The organism is Inquilinus sp., assembly GCF_057815775.1.
The window spans coordinates 1-4,776 of record NZ_JBYRFX010000901.1; the positions used below are offsets into that span (position 1 = coordinate 1).

Genomic DNA, 4,776 nt, shown 5'->3' on the forward strand with positions numbered 1-4,776 from the left:
CGGACCGCCTGATGCCACCGCGCCGCCGGCGGCGCCCGACCCGGCCCCGCCGCCCGGGCCGCCCCCGTGCGAGCTGACTTTGGCGGAGCGGGCGGAAGCCGACCGACAACGGCGCCGCGAGGCCCTGGAACGGGCGTATGAGGAGAATGCCCGCGTCGCGGAAGCGCGCCGGCAGCGGCTCATCGCCGCCGACAAACAACGCTCCTGAGGCTGGGCGTGCCGGCGGCTGCCTGCTCGCGGCCGCCCGTCCTTCACTGTCATCGCGAGCGCAGCGGGGCTCACGATGACGATGAGGGGTGGGCAAGGCCACGCAAGAAACCCGATTCCGAAACAGCACCTTGCATCGGTGGAATAGATCCGCCCAACAAAATCCTGGTGGATTTTCCTGATATTTGCGCCATCCTGGCGACCGCCTTCCCGACCGACCCGGAGCTGCGATGCGCACCCCTCTTCTGGCCATGGCCCTGGCCGCCGCGCTGTGCGTGCCCTGGGCCGCCACGGCCAAGACGCCGGCCAACACCATCGTCATCGCCCAGCCGATCGACGACATCATCTCGCTCGACCCGGCCGAGGAGTTCGAGCTGACCTCGGAGCAGGAGAACGCCAACACCTATGACCGGCTGCTGGCCTACGACCTGCAGGACGTGTCGAAGATCACGGGCGTTCTGGCGGAAAGCTGGTCGGTCGGCGCCGACGGCAAGACCTACAGCTTCAAGCTCCGCCAGGGCCTGAAATTCGCCTCCGGCAACCCGATCACGGCGGCGGATGCGGCCTGGTCGCTGCAGCGCGTCGTGATCCTGAACAAGACCCCCGCCTTCATCATCACCCAGCTCGGCTTTACCGCCGACAATGTCCGCGACCGGATCCGCGCCACCGATGCCTCGACCCTGGTGATCGAGACCGGCGAGGCCTATGCGCCCAGCTTCGTCTACTACCTGCTGACCGCCACCGTCGCCTCGGTGGTCGATGCCAAGCTGGTCCAGGCGCAGGAGAAGGATGGCGATTTCGGCAATGGCTGGCTGCGCCTGAATTCCGGCGGCTCCGGCCCCTATGTGCTGAAAAGCTGGAAGCCGCGCGAGAGCCTGCTGCTGGAGGCCAATCCGAATTACTGGGGCGAGGCGCCGAAGACGCCGCGGATCTTCATCCGCCATGTGCAGGAGGCGGCGACGGCACGGCTGCTGCTGGAAAGCGGCGATGCCGACTATGCCCGCAGCCTGGGCCGCGACCAGATCGAAGCGCTGGCGAAGAACCCCGAGATCCGCATCCAGACCGCGCCGAAGGGCAACCTGGTCTATCTCAGCTTCAACCAGGCCAACCCGGCGCTGAAGCACCCGGAGGTGCGCGAGGCGCTGCGCTGGCTGATCGACTATGACGGCATCCGCACGGCGCTGCTGGGCCACGGCTACACCACGCACCAGACCTTCCTGCCGAACGGCTTCCTGGGCGCCGTCGACGACACGCCGTTCCACTTCGACCTCGACAAGGCCAAGGACCTGCTGAAGCAGGCCGGGCTGGCCGACGGCTTCTCGGTCACCATCGACGTGCCGAATGTGGCGCCCTACCCCGACATCGCCCAGGCGATCCAGGCCAGCTGGGCCCAAGCCGGCATCAAGCTGACGCTGAACCAGCTGGATTTGAAGCAGATCTACACCCGCTACCGTGCCCGTGAGCAGGACATCTTCTTCTACTTCTGGGGCCCGGATTACCAGGACCCGCACACCAACGCCCAGGCCTTCGCCGAGAACCCGGACAACGGCCCGAACACCCGCACCAAGACGGTGGCCTGGCGCAGCAACTGGGACATTCCGGAGCTGAGCGCCCGGGTCGAGGCCGCCGTGCGCGAGACCGACACCGCCAAGCGCGCCGCGCTGTACGAGGCGCTGCAGCGCGACATCCTGCACAGCTCCTCCTACGCCTTCCTGTACCAGACGACGGAGGTGGTGGCCCATCGCGCCGAGGTCGACGGGCTGGTGCTGGGGCCCAGCATCGACACCGATTTCTGGGCCGGCATCGTCAAGAAGTAGCGGCCGGAGGTCGCGGGGGAGGCAGCCCCCTCCCCCAACCCCTTACTTCAGCCCGGCGGCGATGAAGTCGCCGGTCTTGGCGATCAGCGAATCCACCATGTCGGTGCCATCATAGGCGTTGAAGGCGTGGTCCATCGGCTGCACCCACAGCTCCTCCGGCCCGTCATGGTAGTCGAGCAGCACCTGGCCGGAGACGGGCTGCGGGAACACCACCGTGTCCTTGGTGCCGACCGCCACCAGCAGCGGCCCCTTGTAGCGGGCGATCTCCGCCATCGGGTCGATCGCATAGAGGCTTTCGAAGAACGCCGTCTTCAGCGACACCTCGGCGCCCCAGGGCAGCTTGGCCGTGACCGGCTTGCCGCCGCTGGCCAGACCCTGCCGCAGGACATCGGGGCCCAGCAGCAGGGCGATCGCAGCCGGCATGTTGGTGCCGGGTGCCCACAGCGAGACGGAGGTCAGCTTATGGGTCGTGCGGCCGGCGACGATGGCCCCGACCGCGCCGCCCATGCTCCAGCCGACCAGGGCAATCCGGTCGTGGTCGACCTCGCTGTCCGCGGCGAGGAAGTCGAGCGCGGCGAGCGCGTCCTTCACCTGGCCGTCCAGCGTCATGTCGGCGAAGGCGCCCTCGCTGTCGCCATTGCCGCGGAAGTCGATGCGCAGGCTGGCGAAGCCGCGCGCCGCCCACAACCGTGCGGCGCGGTGGAAGATCCCCTCCTTCACCGCCGGGATCTCCATCTCATTCCGACTGCCGGTGAAGCCGTGCAGCAGCAGCACGACCGGCGGCGACGCGACGCCGTCCGGCAGCGCCAGGGTGCCGACCACCTTCTGGCCGTCCACGGTGAAGCCGACCGTCTTCTCGGCCGACCAGGCGGGACTCGATAGGGCGGCCATCGCGGCCAGGGCCAGCATCATCGGTTTCAGCATCGTTTCTCCGCCTTGCAGGGGTGGGCTCGCAGGAGTGGGAAGGACCATTGGCGACATGAGCATTGCCCGAGCCGGTTCCGGCGTCCACGCCGGCGACTTGACGAAACCTCCGCCCGCGCCTAAATCTGCGGCGCCCATAACGGTCCGGAAAGGAGGGTAGAGCAATGTCTGTCGCTGTCCGCGCGCTCCGCGCCTCCCTTCGTCGCGCCGCCGTACAGGTCTCCTGACATACGGATTCCGTCGGCCGGCGCCTGACAGGCTTTCCGACCGAGGAATACCCAATTGATCGAACGCTATGGCTGGAGCCAGGGGCTCCAGGACGATTTCCAGCCTTATGCAGCCCAGGGCCTGAGCCCGGCACGCGTCACCGTGCAGCGACGCGGCGCCTATACTCTCATCACGCCGCAGGGCGAGATGACCAGCAAGCTGTCCGGCCGCTTCGCCCATGATGCGAAGGAAGGCGAGTATCCGGTGACCGGCGACTGGGTGGCCGTGGCGATGCCGCCTGATGTGGCGACGTCCCCGGCCAAGGCCAGCGCCACCATCCACGGCGTGCTGCCGCGGCGCAACGCCTTCACCCGCAAGGCCGCCGGCCCCGGCCGGCCCGCCGGGCAGGTGGTGGCGGCCAATATCGAGATCGCCTTCCTCGTCACCTCGCTGAACGCCGACCGCAACGCCCGGCGGATCGAGCGCTACCTCGCCACGGCCTTGGAGAGCGGGGCCAAGCCGGTGGTGGTGCTGACCAAGGCCGATCTGTGCGCGGACCGCACCGCGGCGCTGGCCGAAATCGAGACGCTGACCCGCGGCGTGCCGGTGCATGTCGTGTCCGCCGTCAGCGGCGAGGGCATCGAGGGCCTGCGCGACAGCTTCGCCCCCGGCCAGACCGCGGTGCTGCTGGGCAGCTCCGGCGTCGGCAAGTCCAGCCTGGTCAACGCCCTGGCCGGGACGGAGCGGATGGCGACCGGCGGGATCCGCGAGGATGACGCCCGCGGCCGCCACACCACCACCCATCGCGAGCTGGTGCTGCTGCCGGATGGGCGGCTGGTGCTGGACACGCCGGGCATGCGCGAGCTGGGGCTGTGGGAGGCCGAGGCCGGCGTGGCCGAGGCCTTCGACGACATCGAGGCGCTGGCGAAGACCTGCCGCTTCGGCGACTGCCGGCATGAGGCGGAGCCCGGCTGCGCCGTGCGCGCGGCGCTGGCCGATGGCAGCCTGGACGGCGACCGCTGGCGCAGCTGGAACAAGCTGCAGCACGAGCTGACGCAGCCCGGCCGCCGGCCGGATCCGGCCGCCCGGGCCGCGGCGCGCAAGATCCGGGTGCAGCAGCAGAAGGACTACCGCGCCAGCAAGCGGCGGGGGGATCTGGAATGAACGGGCCCCGACCGGCCGGCAATGCCGGAGGGCGGGGCCTGCTGATCCGGGATGAGACGCCCCGGGACGCCTCGGCCATCCGCCGGCTGGTGGCCGAGGCCTTCGCCGGCCAGCCCTACAGCGACGGGACGGAGCACCGTCTGGTCGATGCCTTGCGGCGGGCCGATGCCCTGACCCTGTCGCTGGTGGCCGAGGCGGCGGACGGTACCATCGCCGGCCATGTCGCCTTCTCGCCGGTCCGGATCGACGGGCGCTGCGGGTGCTGGTACGGCCTCGCCCCGCTGGCGGTCTGCCCGGGCCAGCAGCGCGGCGGGATCGGCCAGGCCCGGGTGCGCAGCGGGCTCGCCCGGATGGACGGCATGGGCACGGCTGGTTGCGTCGTGCTGGGCAGCCCCGCCTATTACGTCAGCTTCGGCTTCGCCGCCCGGCCGCAGCTGCGGCTGGACGGCGTGCCGCC

At 69.9% G+C, this 4,776-nt stretch carries 4 protein-coding genes and 1 pseudogene; 4 read left to right on the forward strand and 1 reads right to left on the reverse strand.

Features of this window, described 5'->3' with window-relative positions; all coding sequences use genetic code 11:
- Together AC3XYG_RS32285 and AC3XYG_RS32290 are read left to right on the forward strand one after the other, a co-directional pair.
- Nucleotides 1-208, forward strand: a pseudogene (locus AC3XYG_RS32285) (hypothetical protein); the annotation flags it as partial.
- 229 nt (nucleotides 209-437) lie between these two features.
- Complete coding sequence (locus AC3XYG_RS32290) at nucleotides 438-2,024, forward strand: ABC transporter substrate-binding protein (RefSeq protein WP_489143988.1); 1,587 nt, start codon at nucleotides 438-440, stop codon at nucleotides 2,022-2,024.
- A gap of 42 nt (nucleotides 2,025-2,066) precedes the next feature.
- On the opposite strand, the gene AC3XYG_RS32295 is transcribed toward AC3XYG_RS32290, so the two are convergent.
- Entirely contained in the window at nucleotides 2,067-2,948 is an 882-nt protein-coding gene (locus tag AC3XYG_RS32295) for an alpha/beta hydrolase family protein (protein WP_489143989.1), read from the reverse strand.
- 282 nt (nucleotides 2,949-3,230) lie between these two features.
- Here AC3XYG_RS32295 and rsgA point away from each other — a divergent pair, with 282 nt between their 5' ends.
- On the forward strand, nucleotides 3,231-4,319 hold the full coding sequence (gene rsgA, locus AC3XYG_RS32300; RefSeq protein WP_489143990.1) for a ribosome small subunit-dependent GTPase A: 1,089 nt from the start codon (nucleotides 3,231-3,233) through the stop codon (nucleotides 4,317-4,319).
- A partial coding sequence (locus AC3XYG_RS32305; protein WP_489143991.1) for a GNAT family N-acetyltransferase occupies nucleotides 4,316-4,776 on the forward strand: 461 nt, incomplete at its 3' end. The genes rsgA and AC3XYG_RS32305, both read left to right, overlap by 4 nt.